17 protein-coding genes are annotated in these 18,140 nt (G+C 69.3%); 9 read left to right on the top strand and 8 right to left on the bottom strand.

From position 1 onward, the window contains the following. Positions 1 to 248: 248 nt before the first annotated feature. From eccD to ACWCO2_RS23520, 3 genes are all read right to left on the bottom strand, one after another. On the bottom strand, positions 249 to 1,610 hold the full coding sequence (gene eccD, locus ACWCO2_RS23530) for a type VII secretion integral membrane protein EccD (protein ID WP_450129909.1): 1,362 nt from the start codon (positions 1,608 to 1,610) through the stop codon (positions 249 to 251). After that, the gene (locus ACWCO2_RS23525) at positions 1,610 to 1,951 is read right to left on the bottom strand and encodes a YbaB/EbfC family nucleoid-associated protein (RefSeq protein WP_450129908.1); all 342 of its coding nucleotides are present in this window, start codon (positions 1,949 to 1,951) and stop codon (positions 1,610 to 1,612) included. Before ACWCO2_RS23525 ends, eccD begins: the two co-directional genes overlap by 1 nt. 229 nt (positions 1,952 to 2,180) lie before the next feature. Beyond that, a complete protein-coding gene (locus ACWCO2_RS23520; RefSeq protein WP_450129907.1) occupies positions 2,181 to 2,771 on the bottom strand; it encodes a WXG100 family type VII secretion target in 591 nt (196 codons plus the stop codon). Positions 2,772 to 2,909: 138 nt separating this feature from the next. Between ACWCO2_RS23520 and eccCa the strand changes: the two genes are divergently transcribed. The 8 genes from eccCa (at position 2,910) to ACWCO2_RS23480 (ending at position 12,746) form a co-directional block, all read left to right on the top strand. Continuing rightward, positions 2,910 to 6,959 (top strand): type VII secretion protein EccCa, encoded by a 4,050-nt coding sequence (gene eccCa, locus ACWCO2_RS23515; protein ID WP_450129906.1) that lies wholly within the window; start codon positions 2,910 to 2,912, stop codon positions 6,957 to 6,959. 27 nt (positions 6,960 to 6,986) lie between these two features. Continuing rightward, positions 6,987 to 7,346, top strand: a complete 360-nt coding sequence (locus tag ACWCO2_RS23510) for a WXG100 family type VII secretion target (protein ID WP_450129905.1) — start codon at positions 6,987 to 6,989, stop codon at positions 7,344 to 7,346. A 28-nt stretch (positions 7,347 to 7,374) separates the two neighbouring features. Then, positions 7,375 to 7,695, top strand: a complete 321-nt coding sequence (locus tag ACWCO2_RS23505) for a hypothetical protein (protein ID WP_450129904.1) — start codon at positions 7,375 to 7,377, stop codon at positions 7,693 to 7,695. Positions 7,696 to 8,053: 358 nt separating this feature from the next. Then, positions 8,054 to 8,413, top strand: a complete 360-nt coding sequence (locus ACWCO2_RS23500) for a hypothetical protein (protein WP_450129903.1) — start codon at positions 8,054 to 8,056, stop codon at positions 8,411 to 8,413. Between the two features lie 5 nt (positions 8,414 to 8,418). Continuing rightward, positions 8,419 to 9,648 carry a WXG100 family type VII secretion target gene (locus tag ACWCO2_RS23495; protein WP_450129912.1) on the top strand — a complete coding sequence of 410 codons (1,230 nt, stop codon included), beginning with the start codon at positions 8,419 to 8,421 and terminating at the stop codon, positions 9,646 to 9,648. 13 nt (positions 9,649 to 9,661) lie between these two features. Next, a complete protein-coding gene (locus ACWCO2_RS23490; RefSeq protein WP_450129902.1) occupies positions 9,662 to 10,435 on the top strand; it encodes a transglycosylase SLT domain-containing protein in 774 nt (257 codons plus the stop codon). Between the two features lie 51 nt (positions 10,436 to 10,486). Further along, the gene (locus ACWCO2_RS23485; protein WP_450129901.1) at positions 10,487 to 11,734 is read left to right on the top strand and encodes an alpha/beta hydrolase; all 1,248 of its coding nucleotides are present in this window, start codon (positions 10,487 to 10,489) and stop codon (positions 11,732 to 11,734) included. Positions 11,735 to 12,074: 340 nt separating this feature from the next. Then, positions 12,075 to 12,746, top strand: coding sequence for a hypothetical protein (locus tag ACWCO2_RS23480; protein ID WP_450129900.1), 672 nt, complete (start codon positions 12,075 to 12,077; stop codon positions 12,744 to 12,746). A 7-nt stretch (positions 12,747 to 12,753) separates the two neighbouring features. Here ACWCO2_RS23480 and ACWCO2_RS23475 read toward each other — a convergent pair whose 3' ends face one another. The 3 genes from ACWCO2_RS23475 to ACWCO2_RS23465 form a co-directional block, all read right to left on the bottom strand. Beyond that, positions 12,754 to 13,170: a transposase gene (locus tag ACWCO2_RS23475; protein ID WP_450129911.1), complete on the bottom strand. Its 417-nt coding sequence runs from the start codon at positions 13,168 to 13,170 to the stop codon at positions 12,754 to 12,756. A 240-nt stretch (positions 13,171 to 13,410) separates the two neighbouring features. Continuing rightward, the gene (locus tag ACWCO2_RS23470) at positions 13,411 to 14,571 is read right to left on the bottom strand and encodes a S8 family serine peptidase (protein WP_450129899.1); all 1,161 of its coding nucleotides are present in this window, start codon (positions 14,569 to 14,571) and stop codon (positions 13,411 to 13,413) included. Further along, complete coding sequence (locus ACWCO2_RS23465; protein ID WP_450129898.1) at positions 14,568 to 15,224, bottom strand: sensor histidine kinase; 657 nt, start codon at positions 15,222 to 15,224, stop codon at positions 14,568 to 14,570. Before ACWCO2_RS23465 ends, ACWCO2_RS23470 begins: the two co-directional genes overlap by 4 nt. 131 nt (positions 15,225 to 15,355) lie before the next feature. Here ACWCO2_RS23465 and ACWCO2_RS23460 point away from each other — a divergent pair, with 131 nt between their 5' ends. Then, a complete protein-coding gene (locus ACWCO2_RS23460; protein WP_450129897.1) occupies positions 15,356 to 16,558 on the top strand; it encodes an RNA-guided endonuclease InsQ/TnpB family protein in 1,203 nt (400 codons plus the stop codon). A gap of 90 nt (positions 16,559 to 16,648) precedes the next feature. Here the strand turns inward: ACWCO2_RS23460 and ACWCO2_RS23455 are convergent, their stop codons facing one another. Together ACWCO2_RS23455 and ACWCO2_RS23450 are read right to left on the bottom strand one after the other, a co-directional pair. Beyond that, positions 16,649 to 17,311 (bottom strand): response regulator, encoded by a 663-nt coding sequence (locus ACWCO2_RS23455; RefSeq protein WP_450129896.1) that lies wholly within the window; start codon positions 17,309 to 17,311, stop codon positions 16,649 to 16,651. Between the two features lie 179 nt (positions 17,312 to 17,490). Then, a complete protein-coding gene (locus ACWCO2_RS23450) occupies positions 17,491 to 18,132 on the bottom strand; it encodes a DNA-binding response regulator (RefSeq protein ID WP_450129895.1) in 642 nt (213 codons plus the stop codon). Positions 18,133 to 18,140: the final 8 nt, after the last annotated feature.

The raw sequence follows: 18,140 nt of genomic DNA, 5'->3' as shown, positions 1-18,140 counted from the left end.
ACATGAACGGCGGTCATCCCCGCCGGTATCGCAGTTGCACACACAACACGATCACCACGGGGATGACCCTTTTTACTGCCTCGACACGCCCAACACGATCAACAACACGTCACCCCACGTGCCGATCCGGTTACCCAACAGCCTCTGAGATCCTGCGCGCGGAGTTCGTTCTGGAGACGCACTGCTGGCGGTTGGGTGTTCCGCGCCGCTCTCGTGGCTGGGCGGTGCGGAACGGGTCTCGCCAGCAATCAGCCGACCGCGTCACGGATGGTGTTGTAGAGGTCCAGGACTGCGGCGGCGGTGGGGATCAGCGCGATCAGCACGACATATTCGAGGCGGTCCAGCCAGCGGGCGCGGAACGGGGCGGCCGAGCTCGGCCCGCGTCCGGCGTAGTGCAGGCAGGCGACCCCGGCCAGCGCGGTCCCCGATCCCACCGCGAACAGCCAGTTCGCGTCCAATGTGGACAGCAGGCGGATGGTCAGGCCGATCAGCAGGACCAAGCCGATGACGATCGTCGCCACCCGTTGCGCGATACCCGCGTAGGAGCGGGAGCGCAGCAGCCAGGCGAAGGCCGCCAGTGCGACCAGGATCGGTGCCCACGGGGACGGATCGGCGAGCAGCACCAGGCAGCAGCCTGCCGTCACGATGCCGAGCGCGGTGACCAGACCGGTGAGGATGTGGGTCGCTCTCGTCGTCGGGCCGAGCACCGAGGAGCCGAGCGTGGGCTGCTCGTCGGCGCGGAACGAATCCATGTCGGCCGGCACCTTGGGCATCGGCAACCTCGCCACGCGCAGCGAGATCATCGGTGCGACCGCGGTCAACGCTGCGGTCAGCGCCACCGCCACCGCCGCCACCCGGGATCCCGGAAGGTCGAACAGCGGCACGCATGCGGTGATCGCCGCGCCGAGCGCAGATGCGGCGATGATGGGCGCGAACCAGGTGAACCGGTAGACCAGCAACGCCGCCGCAGTGGCGTAGACGGTCACCGCGGCGAGGCTGAGAGGCAGCGTGCCCGCCGCGACCGGCCATGGGACGTGCGGGGGGAGCGCCGTGGCTCCGGCAAGCAGCGCCGCCGGGACACCCGCAGCGGCGGTCGCCGTCGCAGCGTCCATGTCGCCGCGAGCGCGGGACAACGCACCTCCCGACACCACCAGCGCCACGGCGAGCACCGCGCACGACACCGGCGCCAGCGGGCTGCTGCTCAACGCCGTGGCGGCGAATGCGGTCGTCCCTATGAACAGCGCCACGGCGGCCAGCAGGCTCACTCGCCGCCCGGTCCTCGGCCGCCACGGCCCGGCGTGGGTCTGCGCGGCACCGGCGATCGCATCAACGGTGTCGTCGAAGACCAGCGGGGTTTCCCGGCTCGGGCGGTGTTGCAGGGACAGGATCTCGCCGTCCTGCATCAGCGTCGCCGACACGGTCAGTCCCGGTGCCAGCGGGGCGCCGCCGATGCGGGCGAGCACCCAGCCGGGGTGCTCGTCGGACCGGAGCGGCGCCCCGGTGAGCCGAACCAGCTGCGGGATCAGCTCGGCCACCGTGCACTCCAGCGGCAGCGCGACGTCGACCCGGGAGCCGGGCGCCACCACGGTGACCCGGCGGGGTGTTGCCATCAGGCGCGCTCGTCGGTGGATCCAAGCACCGGCGCGAGCTGCTGCTCGGCCAGCCGGGCGAGCTGCTCCAGCGCGTCGTTGGCCGCCTCGGCGACCATCTCGCCGATGTCGTGGGCGTCGTAGCGGCGCAGGATCTCCGGGTCGATCGCGATCTCGGTGAACCTGCCGTTACCGCGGACGGTCGCGGTCACCTCGTCGTTGCGCGAGCAACCGGAGACCAGAGCGGCGTCGACGTCCTGCCGGACCCGGTCGATCTCGGCCTGCTGGTGCTGCAAGCGCTGCACCAGTTCGGTCAGTTCGGGCAGGTCGTCCGAGCCCGGGGCGGGGTGCAGTGCGTTCATCAGTTCGCTTTCCGTGTTCAGAACCTGTTTTTGGACTCGTTTTGCGTGGCGGTGCCGGTAGCGGAACCTCAGCGTCCGCCTGGTCTGCGGGTGCCCACCCTTATGTATGCCAATACACGGCGGCTGGGCCGTCCTCGCCAGGCGAACGCTGAGAACCCGCGGCGGTGCAAGCGCCGAGGGTGGGCTATGCGCCTTCGGCGCATCAAAAGCAAAGGATCAAAACAGGCTTTCAGGCGGCCACCGCGGCAGGCGTGCCGCTGTCGGCGAACAGCGTGGTCAGGGTCTGGCTGAGCGCGTTCTTGTTCTGCTCGGCGGCTGATTCGGACTGCGACTTCAGCTGCATCGCCTGCACGACCGCGTTCATGATGGCCAGGGCGATGGCCGCTTCCCGCCACGGCGAGTGCATGCCCTGCGCGGCCCGGATGGCGTCCATCATGCGCTGCACGATGTCCATCGCCTTCTGCAGGAAGTCCTCCTTGTGCTGCTGGGCAGTGGTGCGGGCCTGCACCAGCGCGTCGGAAGCGGCCGTGAGCCGCTGGCTCTCCTTCTCCAGCGCCACTTTCAGCACGTTGGTCAACTGGTCGACGAAGCCGTCCGACGTCGAACGGCACGCGTCGTAGCCCTTGCCGTTCCAGGTCTCACCCAGTTGCGTCACGACCTGGTTCGTCGCCCCTGCTGCCGCGCCCACCTGCTGGGCGCACTGCGCGCAGTCCCTGGCCTTGGAACGCAGTTCGCCGGGATCACCGGTGACGTCGCTGACCGCCTTGGTGAGCAGCGTCAGGCCGGCCCTGATGATCGCGGTGACCACACTGGTGTCCATGCCGCACCTCCATTCCCCGCGAGCGTAGGTCGGCTGCGATCCCGGGCTGGACGGCAAAAGTACCCACCTGCGCAGCGGCCGAGATGACCACACTCCGAGGGGGACGGGCATTTCCCGAGGAGGAGGCGGAAGCATCTGATGCGGAGCCGACCAGCGCTGCGCTCCGGACGCACACCCGAGCAGCGCGGTGAGATCGTGCTGCAGGCCCCGCCAGGGGTGGCGAAGGGCGGCGGGAGCCAGTCCTGGATGCAGATGATGTTCATGGTGCCGATGATGTTGGGCATGGGCGCCATGTCGTTCGTCTACATCGGACGATCCGGCGGTCCGATGACCTACATCTTCGGCGGCCTGTTCGCGGTCGTGATGATCGGCATGATCACCATGTCGATCGCCGGCGGGCGGCAGTCGGCCAAGGCCAAGATCAACGAGGAGCGCCGGGACTACCAGCGCTACCTCACCGGTCTGCGCAAGCAGGTGCGCGAGACCGCTGAGGCGCAGCGCGCCGCGCTGCTGTTCACCCAGCCCGATCCCGAGGACTTGTGGACCATCGTGCCCACCCAGCGGCGCTGGGAGCGGTGCCGGAAGGACGCGCACTTCGGCCAGGTGCGCATCGGTCTCGGCCCCCAGCAGCTGGCGACCCCGCTGCGCGCGCCGCAAACCGCGCCGCTGGAGGACCTGGACCCGGTCGCCTCCACCTCGCTGCGGCACTTCATCCGAACCTACTCGACGGTGCCCGACCTGCCGGTGGCCATCGCGCTGCGCGGCTACACCCGCATCGCGGTCAGCGGGGCCCGGGACGAGGCCATCGAGCTGGTGCGGGCCGTGCTCGGCCAAGCGGTCACCTTCCACGCGCCGAAAGACCTGCGCGTGGCGCTGTGCGTGGCGGCGCGCAACCGCGCGGACTGGGACTGGGTGAAGTGGTTGCCGCACGCCCAGGACACGTCTACGTCCGACGCTGCGGGGCCGGTTCGGCTGGCAGCCCACGACATCGGAGCGCTCGTCGAGCTGCTGGGCACCGACTTCAGCGAACGCCTGGCGTTCAGCAAGCAGGCCAATGCCGACACCGAGCACCCGCACCTGGTCGTGATCTCCGACGGCAGCCCCGTCCCACTGGAAGTCGAGCGCCACGGCGTCACCGTGCTCGAACTGGCCGAACTGCCGCCCGACGCGGTGCGCCCGAACGCGCTGTTCCTGCACGTCTCCGACCGACTGATGGGCATGCTGGTCGATGGTGACGACGAGGTCGGCTTCCGCTACGTCGGTGACGACGAGGTCGGCTTCCGCTACGTCGGTGAGCCGGACCAGTTGAGCAGCACCGCCGCCGAGGCGCTGGCCCGGACGATGGCGCCGTGGCACACCCCCGGCTCGGCGGCCGCCGAAACCCCGATGGCGACGACGTTTGGCCTGGCCGACCTGCTAGGCCTCGGCGATCCCCGGGACATCGACCCCGCGGTGACCTGGCGGCCCCGCAGCGCCCGCGAACGGCTGCGGGTCCCGCTCGGGCTGGACCCTGGCGGTCTGCCGGTCGAGCTCGACCTCAAGGAGTCCGCCGAAGGCGGGATGGGCCCGCACGGTCTGGTGATCGGCGCGACCGGCTCGGGCAAGAGCGAACTGCTCCGCACCTTGGTGACCGGCCTGGCCGCGACGCACTCCTCGGAGGCGCTCAACCTCGCGCTGATCGACTTCAAGGGCGGGGCGACCTTCGCCGGGATGAGCGAGCTGCCGCACACCTGCGCGGTGATCACCAACCTCTCGGACGACCTCGCCCTGGTCGACCGCATGGCCGATGCGATCCACGGCGAGCTGGTGCGCCGCCAGGAACTGCTGCGCACCGCTGGGAATTACGCCTCGGTCCGCGACTACGAACAGGCCCGCGAGGCCGGTGCGGACCTCGCGCCGCTCCCCGCGCTGCTGGTGATCATCGACGAGTTCAGCGAGCTGCTGTCCAGCAGACCGGAGTTCATCGACCTGTTCGTGATGATCGGCCGGCTCGGCCGCAGCCTTTCGGTGCACCTGCTGCTGGCCTCTCAGCGGCTGGAGGAGGGGCGTCTGCGCGGACTGGACGCGCACCTGTCCTACCGAATCGGTCTGCGCACCTTCTCGGCGGCGGAAAGCCGCACCGTGCTCGGCGTCCCCGACGCCTACCACCTGCCAGCCGTGCCAGGTTCGGCGTACCTCAAGAGCGACACCGACACCTTGCAGCGGCTCAAGGCCGCTTATGTCTCCGGTGAACTCCCGTCGCGGGCCGCGGTCGCCGCAGTGCCGGAGTCCGCGCCTGGCAGGCAGGTCATCCCGTTCACCTTGGACCACGCGGAGGATCCGGCGCCGCCCGTGGTGTGGCCGGCGCAGCTGCCCGAGGCGGAGCCGGTCGAGAGCACCGGTGAGACCATCATGAGCGCGATGGTCGACCGGCTGGTCGGGCGGGGCCCGGCCGCGCACCGGATCTGGCTGCCGCCCTTGGCGGAGCCGCCTACCCTGGACCAGCTGCTCCCGCCCTTGGGGCTCGATCCGGAGCGCGGACTGTGCCCAGTGGACTGGCGCGACACCGGGGCGCTGGTCGTTCCAGCAGCCACTGTGGACAAACCGTTCGAGCAGCGCCGGGACCAGCTGTGGCTGGACTTCTCCGGCGCGGCGGGCAACGCCCTGCTGATCGGTGCGCCGCAGAGCGGCAAGAGCACCTTCCTGCGCAGCACGATCGCGTCGCTCGCGCTCACCCACACCCCGGCGGAGGTGCAGTTCCTCCTGCTGGACATGGGCGGTGGCGCGCTCGCGGCGGTCGCCGGGCTGCCGCACGTCAGCGGCCACGCCGCGCGCCGAGACGAGGAGCGCTGCCGGCGCATCGTCGCCGAGGCCACCACGCTGCTGGACCAGCGGGAGGCGTTCTTCGCTGAGCACGGCATCGACTCCATCCAGACCTTCCGGCAGCGGCGGGCCGAGTTCACCGAAGGCGGCGATTCGGGACGAGAGTTCGGCGACGTGTTCCTCGTCGTCGACGACTGGGCGACGGTGCGCCAGGAGTTCTCCTCGCTGGAGGACCCGCTGGTCCGGCTGGCCACGCGTGGCCTCGGCTTCGGGATCCACGTGATCATCTCCACCACCTGGTGGCTGAACCTGCCGACCCCGCTGCGCGACAGCATGGGCACCCGCGTGGAACTGCGCCTGGGCGACCCGAGTGACTCGATGATCGACCGCCGCGCCGCGCAGAACGTCCCCGCCGCCGCGCCCGGCCGAGGCTTGACCGCGGACAAGCTCCACATGCTGGGGGCGTTGCCCAGAGTGGACGGTGACCAGCGAGCGGAAACGCTGGCCGTCGGGACCGCGGAACTGGTCACCCGGATCACCCAGGCCTGGCCAGGTGCCCCGGCACCGCGCGTGCGGCTCCTGCCGCGCGAAGTCGCCGTCGACGAACTGGCGCTCCCGGCCGGGCGGGCGATCCCGCTGGGACTGGCCGAATCCGACCTGCAACCGGTGCACCTCGACTTCGCCACCGAACCGCACTTCATCGCCTTCGCCGACGTCGAGAGCGGGAAGACCGCACTGCTGCGCACCATCGCGCACGGCATCAGCCACCGGTACACGCCCGAGGAAGCGCGGATCATCGCGGTGGACTACCGGCGCGGCCTGCTCGGCACGATCGACGAGCAGCACCTGCTCGGATACGCCGGCTCCGAACCGGCGCTCGACGACGCGATCGCCCAGGTCGCCCAGGCGATGCGAGAACGCCTGCCAGGCCCCGACATCACCCCCGAGCAGCTCCGCCGCCGCGACTGGTGGCAGGGCCGCGAACTGTTCCTGCTCATCGACGACTACGAGCTCGTCGCCTCGCCAGGCAAAGTCACGCACCCGCTGCTTCCGCTGCTCGACCTGCTGCCGCACGCCCGCGACATCGGCCTGCACCTGGTGCTGGCGCGGGGCAGCGGTGGCGCGGCGCGAGCCATGTTCGACCCGGTGGTCCAGCGCATCCGCGAACTGGGCTCGCCGGGGTTGGTGATGTCGGGAAGCCGGGATGAGGGCGCCCTGCTCGGCGACGTCCGGCCGAGCAAGCAGCCAGCGGGGCGCGGCGTGCTGGTGCGCCGCCGCGCTGCGAACGAACTCGTCCAGGTGGCCTGGACTCCGTTCGGTGCGGGCACAAGTGCCGTCGTCGACGACGTGAGTTCTGCCGTTGGGCGGCACTCCGAACGTCCCTAATGTCACATGCGGAAGGAGGCGAAAGACATGAGCACACCCCAGGGTGTCGTCGTCGACCGGGCGGTCATGAGCAAGGCCGCCAGCGACTTCGACGACACGGCGACACGAATCCGCGAGATGATGGCCAAGCTCAACGCCGAGGTGGAGGGTCTGGTCGGCGCGACGCAGAACTTCAACGGCTCGGCCCGGCTGGCGTTCGACCAGAACAAGATGCTGCTCAACGACAAGATCCAGCGGGCGCAGAACGAGCTGACCGTCATCGCGACCAAGTTCAACGAGGTCATGAACCAGCACTCGGGCTTCTCCGAGCAGCAGAGCACGCAGATCAACCAGACCACTGCCGCCCTGCACTCGGGTGGCGGCATCATCGCCGGCCTCAACGGCTGAGCGCGGGAAAGTCGGGGAAGGAGCGAGCATGAGCTACGTGGGTGGACCCTCCAGCGACACCGTCGCGATGAACTTCGGCGCGGTGGACAACGCGGGCAGCACGCTGGTCCGGTATTCCGGTTCGATCAGCACCGCGCTCGGCGAACTGGACACCGCGCTGGGCCCGGTGCGCGAGACCTGGTACCAGTCGGGCAGCCAGTCCGGTGCCGACGCGCGCACTGCGGAGGCAAATCTCCGCAGCGCCCTGAGCGAAATGACCCAGATCATCAACAACCTGGGTTCGCTGCTGAGCCGCTCGGCGATGGACGGTGCGGCCCTGGACAACTCTCTGGCGGCGAAGTTCCACTGAGGTTTTTCCATCCTCGGTTTGCGTGGCGGTGTGAGTAGCGGAACCTCGGAGGCTTTCTCGCTGCGGGATCCTGTTTTTAGGACCAATACACGGCAAACGGGCCGTCCTCGCGAGAAAGCGTCTGAGGACCCGCGGCGGTGCCGGTTGCTTGCGTGGGTTGTGCGCCTACGGCGCATGCGACACCTACTGATCAGTGCCGGTCATGGTCCGGGGGTACTTTTCGGTGCCGTACGCCATGAAGTGTTCACGGGCATTCGGCAGGCGAAACGCGCCGTTCTGCTTCCCGAGGGCGGGTTTTGGAAGTAGGAGCCGACGTCGGGTCGAGTTGGTCACCTTGGATATCGCGGGGAGGGTTGTCATGTCCAGCAATGGATCGTTCGCGATTCATCTGCAGTCGTTGGTGGAGTTCGCCGCTGAGCTCACCACCCAGCTGACCGGGATGGACCGGCCGAACGGGCACCTCGAATCGCTCACCGAGCGCGAGTTGCGGCTCGGGGCGTTCAACGAGGCCGGCTCGCTGTGGGAGAACCACTTCCTCGCCGTCGCGGAGATGCGCAGCCTGGTGGAGCGAGCGCGGGAGGCGATCGACTTCGCCGAGAAGATCACCGGAACGGTGATGGACGCCTACGAGCAGCACGACGGTCAGGTCACCTCGTCGCTGTCCGGCCTCGGCGCGGCGGTGCAGTCCGTCGACCTGCCCCGGCAGGGGAGGGCGTGAGCGAGATGCGGGAACCGACCAACTTCTCGGCGTACAGCCACCAGCAGCTCGTCTCGATGCTGGAATCCGGTGACGATGCTTCGGTGCGCCCGGCCGCCGATTCCTGGGACAGCGTGGGTGCTTCGCTGCACGAGCAGGTCGGCAACCTGGACGCCAAGCTGGCGAAGTTCCAGGCGCAGTGGCAGGGCGGCGCGGCCGAGCAGTACCGGGTGATGATCAAGGACCTGTCGGCCGGGCTGCGCCAGATCGCCGACTCGGCGTTCGCCATCCGCGACCGGGTGCACGACTCGGCGGACGCGCTGGCCAAGGCCCGCGCCGAGATGCCGCCGGCGGCCGAGGTCGCCGACCTTCCACCGGCGACCGAGCAGTGGGCGACCGCTTCGATTCAGGTGCCCGCGGACGCTTCGCCCGCGATGGTGGCCGAACTGCGCCAGCGGCAGGCGACTGCGGTGCAAGCGGTGCAGGAGCACCAGCAGGCGAGCGCGGCCGCGGATGCGGCCCACCGCAAGGCGATCGCGGTGATGACCGAGCTCGGCGAGCGCTACCGGGCGGCCGACCAGGACATGCCGCTGACTGACCACACCGCGGTGCCCGGAGCCCCGGTGCCGGGCGGCTCCGAAGGGGACGCGGAGACCGGTCACGGCGGTGGCGGTGGTGAGGAACCGGTGCCGCCCGGTGAGCAGGCGCCGCTCATACCGGACCCGGTGCAGAAGCCGACCTCGACACCGTTGTTCGGCAACATGTTCACCGCCGGGCTGGCCGCGGCGTCGGCCGCCGGCATGGGGCGGCTCGGGACGTTCCGGCCCCCGAAGGTGCCGGACTGGGGCAAGCCGAAGGACCCCGCTGAAGAAGAGGAGAAGGACAAGCCCACCAAGCCCGTCGGCCTGCCGGGTGCGGGAGGGATGTCCCTCGGCGGTTCGGGCGGTGGCGTGGGTGCGAGTGCGGCCGCGCCGGTCGCTGCGGCCGGTTTGGGCGGGGCGTCCTCAGCGACCAACGCGATGGGAACCGCGGGGGTGCTGGGGGCAGCGGCGGGAGCGGCGAACGCGGCGGGAGCCGGCGCCGGGCACATGCCCATGATGCCGATGATGCCGTTCGCCCCGGGGGCGCAGGACATGTCCGGGGCGCGCCGCATCCCGCCGTGGTTGGTGGAGACCGAGGAGGTCTGGGGCGAGTCGTCGGTCGTGACCCCTTCGGTGCTCGGTGCCGATCCGACCGAGCAACGCCCCTCGTTCTGAAGGAGATCCGAGCATGCCAACGCTCACCGACCAGCAGATCGCCGAGCACGCCGCCAACGCCGGATTCAGCGGCGAGGACCTGCAGATCGCCGTCGCGGTCGCGCTCGCCGAGTCCAACGGCGACCCGGACGCGATCGGCGACGTGTCCCTGCAAACCGACGTGTTCGGCCCATCGGTCGGCCTGTGGCAGATCCGGTCGGTGAACCCCGGCCACGGCAACGCCTTCGACCAGGCGCACCGCAACGCGTCGGCCAACACCGACCCGGCGACCAACGCGCGCAACGCCTACGCGATCTACCGCGAGCACGGGTGGGGCCAGTGGTCGACCTACACCGAAGGCCAGTACCGGCGGTTCGTGGACCGGGCGCGCAGCGCGGTCCAGCCTGCCTCCGGCGGGGCGGTCCGCGCGCGGCAGACGTCGAACACCGGCAGCAACCCCAGCGGTTTCCAGGGCGAGGTCGCCAAGTTCTTCGACGCGGCGGCCAAACTCGTTGAAGGAACCCGGAAACCGCTGCTGAACGCCTCGCAGACGCTGAACCACGGTGCTGTTTCGCAGAACGCCTTCGGCCGGGTGCAGGCATCCACCGCGGCGGCCGGGGCGCACCAGGCCAACATCACCCGCACCTGCGAGAGCACTCGCCGGGCGTTGGACGCCGACCAGAAGTTCCGCCACGACCTGGACTGGGCGGCGCGGATGATCCGGCAGCACGACGACCGGGCCACGCAGGCCCAGCAGGGCCAGCGCTCCCTGATCGACGGCATCATCCCACCGGCACTCAAGGCCTGACCAGCCCTCGCCGTGACCGGCGACCCAGATCTCTTGTGAGGAGATGCGGACATGGACCGTTCCGAGAGCGTGCTGAGCTCGGGATCGCGGTTCGCGGTGAACCACGCCGCCCTCGACACGGCAGCGCAGAAACTGCCCGACCAAGTGGCGGTGCTCGGGGAAGCCCGCCGCAACCTGACCACCCGCACGCTGGCCACGAGCGCGTTCGCGAACGTGGCCGGATCGCAGCAGGCCCAGGCCGGTCACCTCGGCAACATCCAGGCCAACGACGAGAGCCTGCGGACGGCCTCCAGCAGGTTGACGGGGCTCATCGACGGGATCGAGTCGTCGAACGCAGCTGTCCGTCGGTGGGATGCGCAGAAGGCGGCCGAGATCAAGAAGCTGAGCCCGGACCTGGCCGTGCCGGTTCTCGACGGGGGAGCCGGCCGCTCCATCGCCGAGCGCGACGCGGCCAGCCGCGCCCAGATCGAGCTCGCCCGCGACGCCGCCCAGGAGGAGATGCGCAAGCTGCAGGGCGAAGTCGGTCCGATCAACCGGGAGATGCAGGTCCAGCAGCTCCGGGAGAAGATCGCCGCCTACGACGAGATACTCAACAGCAACACCCAGATCCTCAGCTTCAACGGCGACGGGCGGTTGGTGGCCCTGGTCGGCAGGCTGGACTCCGACACCCGGTCGGTGGCGGTGCTGGTGCCGGGGATGAACACCGGCGTCGAGGACTTCGCCCGCTACACCGGCACCGTCGGCAGCTTCGCCCAGGCCGACGCCAGCGGGAGCACGGCCGGGGTGCTGTGGATGAACGGCGACTTCCCGCAAGGCGTTCCGGCGGCGAGCATGTCCGGCCCGTCCCAGGAGATGGCGCCGCGGCTGGCCGACTTCGTCAACAACGACCTGCGTCCACAGCTGGGCGGGGACGCCGAGGTCACGGTGATCGGGCACAGCTACGGCGGGGCGATCGTCGGCCTGGCCGATGCCGCGGGCATGCGAGCGGACAACGTGGTCCACGTCGCTTCCGCCGGGATGGGCGACGGGGTCACCGAGCTGACCAACCCGTACCCGGCGAACCGGTACTCGGTCACGATGGAGCATGACCCGATCCAGTGGGCGCAAGGCCACGCCCACGGTCCGGACCCCGACAGCTTCCCGGGGGTGACTCCACTGCCGTCCAGCCGGGACTCGGATGGCTGGTTCGTCCCCGACGTGAGCTCGCACAGCACGATCTTGGCGCCCGGCACGGACTCCTGGCAGGACATCAACAGCGTCGTCAACGGCTCCATCCAGAACCGCGAGGTGCTGCACTGAGGCCACCGCGAATGGCGATGCGCTCGTGGGTGTTCCGGTGAAACCGCCCACGCCCTCAAGACCGGCCGCTGAGCGAACATCCCCCGTCGCTCAGCGGCCGTTCCACGTGTGCGGCAGCGGCGTTTCCACTGGAGGTTCGGACCTGAGCGCCCGAGTCGGCCCGCTTCCCGAGCTAGTGCCGCTTCAGGCAACGTTCGCCCTGTCGGATGGTTTGAGACGACGAGGCACATGGTTGAGGAAGTCGTTCCCATTCTTCGTGTCGAGGGGTGTCCATCGCTCGGGACAGGTCCCGATAGCATGCGCTGTCGAAGCGCGCCCAGCGAGGTGAGGGAGCCGCAAGGTGGCGGGTGACGACCACGTCCAGCGAATCGTCGATTTGGCGGGCTGGCAAGGCCCCTGCACCTGGCGCCTGGATTGGCTCGCGATCGAAACGGCCCTTGGACACGCGCTGCCTTCCGACTACAAGCGTCTGTGCGAGAGGCTCCCGCCTGGCCGCTTCGGCGGGTTCTTGAACCTGCTGCACCCGGCGAGCGTGAGTGACGATGGAAATCTCCTTGTTGAGGAGCGTTTCCTAAAGGAGCCTGATGGGCTCGTGGACATGCTCGTCGAGCAGGAGCGGATCGACACCGAGGAGGCCAACGCCGATCGGCTGTCGATCGTCGGTTGCACCGACGGCACGGTCGCTGACCCGCCCACCGGCGATGACGAGGCGTGGCAGCCGTTGTTCGGGCCAGGACAGCTTCACCCGTGCTTTTTGACCGACAACGGTGACTATGGTTACTGGATCGCGGCGGAGCATGATCCGGAAGAGTGGAACATCGGTATCAACTACAGCCGCACCGGCACTGTGGAATGGTACGAGCACTCACTGAGCAGCCTCATCCACAAGATGCTCACGGACGACTCCCATTTTTTCGCTGCCCTCGACGAAGGTCCTCTCCCGCAAATATTCACACCCTTTACGTCGGGAGCCCTCCTCCAGTCGCCACCATTGACGGGACCTGCTACCTAACGCTATGTCAGGCAACGTTCGCTCTGCTGACGACCTGGCGTAGTCGTTCGTCAGTGGCGTGCTTGTTCCGCCAGATGATGTAGCGGCGGATCATGCTGCCTTGCTCTTTGTGGCCGACGTGGTCGGTGCCGTCCAACGCGAAGTAACGCAGGGCGGTGAACTGGGCCTCGACGCGGTTGAGCCAGGAACTGTTGGTCGGGGTATAGGCGAACTCGACGTTGTTGGCCGCAGCCCAGTCGCCGACCCGGGTGTCCTTCTTCGTGGTCAGGTGCGGGGAGAAGTTATCGCACACGATCGCGATGCGGATCTTCGGCGGGTAGAGGCTGCGCAGGTAGCGGCAGAACTCTAGGAATCTTGTCCAGTTCTTCTTGGGCTTGATGCGGCCATAGAGCTTTTCCTTGCCCAGGCCCAAGGCGGTGAACAGGTGCCGGACCCCCGTGCGGGCGGGTGTAGGTCGCCCGCCGCCGGGGTCTGAGCTCCCGCCCGGAGTCTTTGTGCTTGCCGCCGCGCTCGGCCCACTGCCGACCGGGGTGGGGCTGAAGATTCAAGGGCCCGAACTCATCCAGGCAGAAGACGACGTCGGGCCTGCCGACACCACGCCATCCGGGCCGGCATCCGAACGGCGCGTCACATCACAACCAGGCAAACGTTGCCTGCTGCGGCACTAGCTGTTGGATCCGGGGCGCCAGCCGCGGGCTCGGCCCATGCGGATCGTTGCTCGCGCGACCACTGCCAGGGCTGCTGTTGCGACGCCGAGCAGGGCGAGCCAGCCCGGCAGCGGGGAGTGGTCGGGCCGTGGTGGTGGGCCTGCGGCCGGGTGCACCGTGGGGACTTCGGGGGCGGCGGGTGGGAGCTCCAGCGCCGACGGGTCGTCGGCCAGCTCGGTGGTCACCGCCGAGTTGACGTTGAGCACACCCCAGCCCAGGCGGGGATCGTGGCCGGTCGGCGGGTGGCTCGCGGTCCGGGCCAGGCGATCCGCGACCTGCTCGGCGTCCAGCTCGGGGCGGTAGGAACGCACCAGCGCTGCCGCTCCGGCGACGTGGGCCGCGGCCATCTCCGGAACGTCGACGCCCCAGCGGTGTCCCAGCCCGCGGGCACCGGCCGAGAGACCGACCAGATCCGCACCTGGTGCGGCGATCGACAGGTGATCGCCGGCCTCGCCCTGCACGGCTGCGCCGGATTCGTCCAGCGCGCCGACCGCCAGCACACCCGGCAGAGCGGTCGGGTAGGACCGGGCTTGCGGCTGGTCACCCACCGCTGGCGAGACCACCACTGCGTTGCGGGACAAGGCATCGCGCACCGCCGCTTCCAACTGCAGGCTCGTGCTCGAAGCCGGTACGGCCACCAGGACCACAGTCGCACCCGCGTCCACCGCGCGCTCGATCGCAGCTGCCAAGGCATCCGGGGCAGGCGCACCGCCGCCGGTGGTGGTCTCGGTGTACTTGATCCCGAGCAGTCGGGCTCCCGGTGCCACACCGGCGAAAGCCGTGTCCGGAACCCGCTGCGCCCCGACGATTCCCGCCGCGAACGTGCCGCGGCCATCGCAGTCGCCGAGGTCCGAACCCGGCGCCACCTGCCCCGGCGCGAACTGCGCGTTGCCCGCGTCGATCCCGGTGCCGACCACCGCCACCAGCTGTCCTGTGCCGTCGGACAGCGGCCAGGTCGCCGACGCGTCGGTGAGCCGTTGCGCCCACCCCATGAATTCCGCGTAAACCCCGGCCGGAGAGGCGCACTGGGCGAACGCCGGTGGAGTGGTGAGCGCACCGATCAACGCGGCACCCGCCACTGCGGCGAGGGCGTGCCGGCCCAGCACGCTGGTTCTCACGGCTGGGGAACCCACAACGTGACCTGCGTGCCCTGATCCGGGCGGGACTCCACCCGCGCCGACCCGCCGACCTCGGCCATCCGCGCCTTGATGGACTCGGCGATGCCGAAGCCGGGCTTGTTGTCCGGGCCGAAGCCCACGCCGCGGTCGCGGACGGTCACCGCGATACCGCCGTCGCGTTCGGCCACCAGCACCTCCGCTCGGTCGGTTCCGCTGTGCTTCAAGGTGTTGCGCAGCGCCTCCCCGGTTGCCTCGCGCATCGCGGTGCGCTGGTCCGCCGGGAGCGTGTCGTCCACTTCGGACCGGATCAGCTCGGCTCGCAGCCGGTTGCGGGACAGGTCCGAGATCAGCGCGGCCAGTTCGGGTTCCAACCGGGCCCGGTTCGCCGCGGGCACCGCAGCCATGTCCCGGCGGATCAGCGCGGCCTGCTCCTTGGCGGCCTGGCGCAGTTCGGCGAGCCGAGCCGGGGCGGCGTTGGCGTCCGACCGGCTGCCCAGCGCCAACGCCTCCAGCGTCGGCAGCACCCGGTCATGCAGGTACCTGTTCAGCACGTCCCGCTCGCAGCTGCGGCCGTGCTGGTAGCCGGCGTGGTGGGCGAGGCGGACGCTGAACACCAGCAGCGCCATCAGGCAGAGCGTAGCGGCGAGGGTCATCAGGTCCCCAATCGGCGGATACCCCGGTCTTCAGGCCGGGGAGGAGTCGATCCCGAGTGCTCTTGGATAACCACCCGAGATCAAGACTCACAAACAAACACGGTAGTTTTCGATACATGGGAAGGACGCCGGTGAAGCGGGCGTACAAGTACCGCTTTTATCCGACTGATGCGCAGAGGCACGAGTTGCTGCGCACGTTTGGGTGCGTCCGCAAGGTCTACAACCTTGCTCTGGATGCCAGGGCCCGCGCGTGGTTCACCGAGCAACGCCGCGTGAACTACAACGAAACCTCGGCCATGCTCACCGCGTGGAAGAAGTCCGGGGACTTGGCGTTTCTGTCTGAGGTGTCGAGCGTGCTCTTGCAGCAGACGTTGCGGCATCTCCAGGGGGCGTTCACGGCGTTTTTTGACAAGCGTGCGAAGTACCCACGTTTCAAGTCCCGCAAGAAGTCGCGGGCGTCGGCGGAGTACACCAAGTCCGCGTTCAAATACCGCAATGGCATACTGACGCTGGCGAAGATGTCTGAGTCTCTGAACATCGTATGGTCCCGCCCCCTGCCTGATGGTGCGGAGCCCTCGATGGTGACGGTGTCGCGTGACGGCGCGGACCGCTGGTTCGTGTCCATGCTGGTGGAAACCACGGTTGATCACCATGAACCCACCGCCAACGCGGTTGGTGTGGACGCCGGGATCACGTCGCTGGTGACGCTGTCGACCGGAGAGAAGATCACCAACCCCAAGCACTCCGACCGGGAAAGCACCCGCCTCGCGAAAGCTCAGCGAGAGCTCGCCCGCAAGGAGAAGGGCAGCAACAACCGGGCAAAGGCTCGGATCAAGGTTGCCCGGATTCAAGCGAAGATCGCTGACCGGCGCCGGGACCATCTGCACAAGGTCACTACTCGACTCGTTCGTGACAACCAAACGGTCGTGATCGAAGACCTGTCCGTGCGCACTATGGTCAAGAACCGGAAGCTGGCCCGCGCGATCAGTGATGCGTCGTGGGCTGAGCTGCGGTCGATGTTGGGGTACAAGTGCGCGTGGTACGGGCGGGAACTGGTCGTAATCGACCGCTGGTTCCCTAGCTCGAAGACGTGCTCCGCGTGTGGCACGCTCGCCGAGAGCATGCCGCTCAACGTCCGCGAATGGACGTGCAACGGCTGCGGGACTTGGCATGACCGGGACATCAACGCTGCCAAGAACATTCTGGCCGCCGGGCTGGCGGTGGCAGCCTGTGGAGCAGGTGTAAGACCTCAACGGGAAACCTCCCGGACGGGGCGACTGGCCGTGAAGCAGGAACTTTCCGGCGCGAGCCAGAAGGGAATCCCCGCCCTTTAAAGTGGGGAGCAGTCAACACGCGGTTCTCCCGGACGGGGCGGGGACGGGGACGGACGGACCCCAGGACCGGGGACCGGGACCCGACCGTCGTCAAGCCGACAGGCGGTCGGGGGCCGAGCAGGTGGCGAAGCCGTGTTCGATCGCGTAGGCGGTCAGCGCGGGCCGGCGCCGCAGCCCCGTCTTGTCGCGGATGCGGTCCAAGTAGGAACGCACGGTGCGGATGCTGATCCGCAGGCCCACCGCGATGTCCTGGTCGCGTTCCCCCGCAGCGAGCCGGGCGAGCACCTCCGCCTCGCGGTGCGAGAGGTCGATGCGGGCCCCGGGACCGTGCTTGAGCGGGGCGGCCTCCAGCACGACGTCCGCCAGCTTCGGTGCGACGTGGCTGCGCCCGGCCGCGACCTCCCGCACGGCGTGCAGGATCTCCTCGCCCTCGGCGTCCTTGCCGAGGAATCCGCGGGCCCCGGCCAGCATCGCGCCGAGCACCTCGGAGCGATCGGTCTGCGCCGAGACGACCAGCACCGGATGCCCCCGGCGCACCATCTCCATCACCGCGGCAGCGCCCCGCACCCCCGGAATCCCGAGGTCCAGCACGACGATGCTGCCCGCGCATCGGCGGCGGGCGGCGAACTGCGCGACCGACTCGGCGACCGCGTCCACCTCGATGTCCGGGGCCTCCTCGAGCACCCTGGTCACCGCCGCCCGGTACAGCGGGTGGTCCTCCACCACCCCGACGCGAATCCGCTCGGTCTCCACCGGCTCTTCCTCCCAGTCGGATCTTGCGAACGCGACGCTAGCGAGGTCTCGCCACCTGCGGTGGTGGCTGTTCGTACCCCATTTCCCGGTGCCGCACCCCAGTGGTCTCGCGGATGCTTCCGCACCGACGAATCCGGTCGCGTGCGCCCACCGATCGCGGGAACGCGGTCGCGTTGCGGTCAGAGTTCGTCGGCGCGAACCAGGCCGTCCTGGATCGCGCGGGCCACCAGGGCGGCCTTGGTCGGGGCCTCCCGGCCGACGTTGGCGTACTTCACCCGAACCCGTTCCAGGCAGGAGTTGACCCGGTGCACCGTCAGGTTCAGCCGCCGCGCCACCATCTCCTTGGACTCGCAGTGGAACCACTCCAGCAGCACCTCGGTCTCCCGCGGTGACAACCGCGGGCGGTGCGGGCGGTCGTCGGTGCCGAACGCGCCGGACAGCGACGGCGGCAGGTACGGGGTGTTGCCCGCCGCGGCCTGCACAGCGGCCACCAGGTGATCCTCGCCCTCGGCCTTCGTCAGGTACGTGAACGCGCCGATGTCCAGACAGGTCAACACCGTTTCCCGGTCCGCCCGCATGCTGTAGATCACCACCGGGCGCCCGGCGTCCACCAAGCGCTTGAGATCGCCGTAGGCGGGGCCGGTGATGTCCAGCTGCAAGTCGAAGATCACCACGTCGGCGGTGGCGCCGGGTTCGAGCCAGGCCACCGACACCGACGGACCCGAATCGAGCACCTTGATCGGTGGATCGGCCAGCGCGCACCAAGCGCGAACCCCGGCCACCACCGCGGGATGATCGTCGACCACCACTGTCGTGATCACCTGCGCAC

The sequence above is a fragment of the Saccharopolyspora sp. NPDC002376 genome (assembly GCF_053593195.1).
This window is presented reverse-complemented; position numbering and strand designations above follow the sequence as displayed.

Bases quoted from the DNA above. Each gene is read 5' to 3' on its own strand.
- eccD (WP_450129909.1), bottom strand. From the start codon at position 1,610: ATGGCAACACCCCGCCGGGTCACCGTGGTGGCGCCCGGCTCCCGGGTC.
- ACWCO2_RS23525 (WP_450129908.1), bottom strand. From the start codon at position 1,951: ATGAACGCACTGCACCCCGCCCCGGGCTCGGACGACCTGCCCGAACTG.
- ACWCO2_RS23520 (WP_450129907.1), bottom strand. From the start codon at position 2,771: ATGGACACCAGTGTGGTCACCGCGATCATCAGGGCCGGCCTGACGCTG.
- eccCa (WP_450129906.1), top strand. From the start codon at position 2,910: ATGCGGAGCCGACCAGCGCTGCGCTCCGGACGCACACCCGAGCAGCGC.
- ACWCO2_RS23510 (WP_450129905.1), top strand. From the start codon at position 6,987: ATGAGCACACCCCAGGGTGTCGTCGTCGACCGGGCGGTCATGAGCAAG.
- ACWCO2_RS23505 (WP_450129904.1), top strand. From the start codon at position 7,375: ATGAGCTACGTGGGTGGACCCTCCAGCGACACCGTCGCGATGAACTTC.
- ACWCO2_RS23500 (WP_450129903.1), top strand. From the start codon at position 8,054: ATGTCCAGCAATGGATCGTTCGCGATTCATCTGCAGTCGTTGGTGGAG.
- ACWCO2_RS23495 (WP_450129912.1), top strand. From the start codon at position 8,419: ATGCGGGAACCGACCAACTTCTCGGCGTACAGCCACCAGCAGCTCGTC.
- ACWCO2_RS23490 (WP_450129902.1), top strand. From the start codon at position 9,662: ATGCCAACGCTCACCGACCAGCAGATCGCCGAGCACGCCGCCAACGCC.
- ACWCO2_RS23485 (WP_450129901.1), top strand. From the start codon at position 10,487: ATGGACCGTTCCGAGAGCGTGCTGAGCTCGGGATCGCGGTTCGCGGTG.
- ACWCO2_RS23465 (WP_450129898.1), bottom strand. From the start codon at position 15,224: ATGACCCTCGCCGCTACGCTCTGCCTGATGGCGCTGCTGGTGTTCAGC.